This is a genomic window from Sulfurimonas sp., from assembly GCF_016744025.1.
Taxonomy (GTDB): domain Bacteria; phylum Campylobacterota; class Campylobacteria; order Campylobacterales; family Sulfurimonadaceae; genus Sulfurimonas.
This window is the reverse complement of record NZ_JADGFC010000228.1, coordinates 1-2,149: the sequence shown is the minus strand read 5'-3', so window position 1 is coordinate 2,149 and position 2,149 is coordinate 1. Positions and strand designations below refer to the sequence as shown.

The following is a 2,149-nucleotide window of genomic DNA, read 5'->3' as shown; positions in this document are numbered from 1 at the left end:
ACATAGCTTTGATAATTTTATTTTGACGTTTATATTTCTCTATAGTATAAATGCAATTGAACAACGGAAAGGAATAATATATAAATGCAATTAATTTCATTATCAGCAAATAAAGATTCGTTTAAGACTGTTCATTTTAATAATGAAACAGGCTTAAATTTTATAGTTGCAAGCCAAAAGAACCCTGAATTAACAGATAAAGGAAAAACTACAAATGGAGTAGGAAAATCTCTGATTGTAGCTCTTATTCATTTTTGTTTAGGCTCTAGTAATAAAACAGGTTTAAAACGGGATTTAAAAGGGTGGTCATTTACGTTAAGCTTCAGAATTGGAGAAACGATTTATAAATCTGAAAGATCAACTGACAAGCAAAATAAAATATCCTTAAACGGTACAGATATTACAAAAACTAACTTCAATAAAAAATTTGGAGATCTTTTATTTGATATACCAGAGGAGGTAAGCCAATTAAGTTTTAGGTTATTACTTCCATTCTTTATTAGACCTAAAAAGGCATCCTATACTTCATATGATAATCCAAATTCTAAAACTAGTTATCAAATTCAAATAACAAATGCATTCCTATTAGGTTTAGATGTATTATTAGTTGAAGAAAAATTTAAACTTCGCAAAGAGAAAGTAAGAATTGAAAACCTCGTTAAAGATTTAAAAGATGATGAGTTGCTTAAAGATTTTTTCAATCAAAAAAAAGATTCAAAATTAGAGAGCCAACAAGTCAAAGAGGATATTGTTAAATTAGAAACTAATATTAAATTATTTAAAGTAGCTGATGATTATTATGAAATTAATAATGATGCTGATACAATAAAAAATGAAATTGATAATATTCAGAATAAGCTGGTTTTGATTGGAAATCAAATTAGAAATATAGATAATAGTAGAAGACTTTCGCCAGATATAAAAAAAGAGAGTATTGAAAAAATATATAATGAAGCTTCTGTTATTTTCAATGAAGATGCCCTTAAGACATTAAACGAATTAGAGAAATTTTATTTGCATCTTTCGGTTAATAGAGAAAAAAGATTGCTTGATAAAAAGAATGAATTATTAAGGACTGAAAGTGAATTAAATGAAAATGTAAAACAAAAAAGCATTGATTTAGATGACAAACTACAATATCTTAATACGCACCATGCATTAGATATCGTTCTTAAATTAAAAGATCAATTAGGAGATTTAAAAACCAAAGAAGAAAATATTGAGCGTTATGATTCTTTAATTGCTAAATACAAAAAAGCGAAAATTACTACTGATAAGGATATTATTAACTCAACTGAGAGAGCTCAGACTTATTTAGATGATGCAAAGGAAGTCATAAAAGAAACGACTGATATTTTCAGAGAATTATCAAAAAGATTTTATCCTCAAGCTACGGCAGGTATTACAGCTTACAATAACGATGGGGATAATCAAACTAGATATGATATTGATGCCAAGATTAATTCTGACGCTTCTGATGGTATTGGCAATATTAAAATATTTTGTTACGACCTAACCTTGCTACTTAAAGGTTTCGGACACAATGTGAATTTTGTTTTTCATGATAGTAGATTATTAAGTGATACTGATCCAAGGCAACTTGCTGAACTTTTTAGAATTCTTAATGATTATATTCAACCTGCAGGGAAACAATATATTCTAACTTTAAATCATAGTCAATTAAAAGGTGTAAAGCAATATCTCTCAAATAGTGAATATCAGTCAATTATTCATGAAAATATTTGTTTAGAATTAAAAGATGAATCACCTGAGGATAAGTTGTTAGGTATTCAATTAGATCTAGATTATAATTAATGTAGTACGGATAATAATAAATTAAAACCTGACAGATTTATTTACATGATGTAGAAAAATCTGTCAGGTTTGTTTTGGATAATTAACGAAATGAAGTTTGACCATTTTGTTGACGTCAATCCCGCTAGCGGGGGGATGTTTGTTTTAACAGGAATGTGATAGATTGTACATTATTCTTTCACACTATGCCAGGTAATCAGGGAGTACAGTGTGTATTATTTGAGAATTATACCCCGCTAGCGCGAGGTGTGCTGTGAGTAATGAGACATCATTACGTAACTACAAATAAGATGGTGGAACCGACCCACCAGAATCTGCTTACAGGAGCCGATTT

Annotated in this window: 1 protein-coding gene; it reads left to right on the top strand. The window is 28.9% G+C overall.

Features of this window, described 5'->3' with window-relative positions:
* Nucleotides 1-84: 84 nt before the first annotated feature.
* A complete protein-coding gene (locus tag QZZ48_RS15515; RefSeq protein WP_294967161.1) occupies nucleotides 85-1,815 on the top strand; it encodes a DUF2326 domain-containing protein in 1,731 nt (576 codons plus the stop codon).
* Nucleotides 1,816-2,149 lie beyond the last annotated feature (334 nt).

Coding starts and splice junctions, on each gene's coding strand:
- QZZ48_RS15515 (WP_294967161.1), top strand. CDS start 85: ATGCAATTAATTTCATTATCAGCAAATAAAGATTCGTTTAAGACTGTT.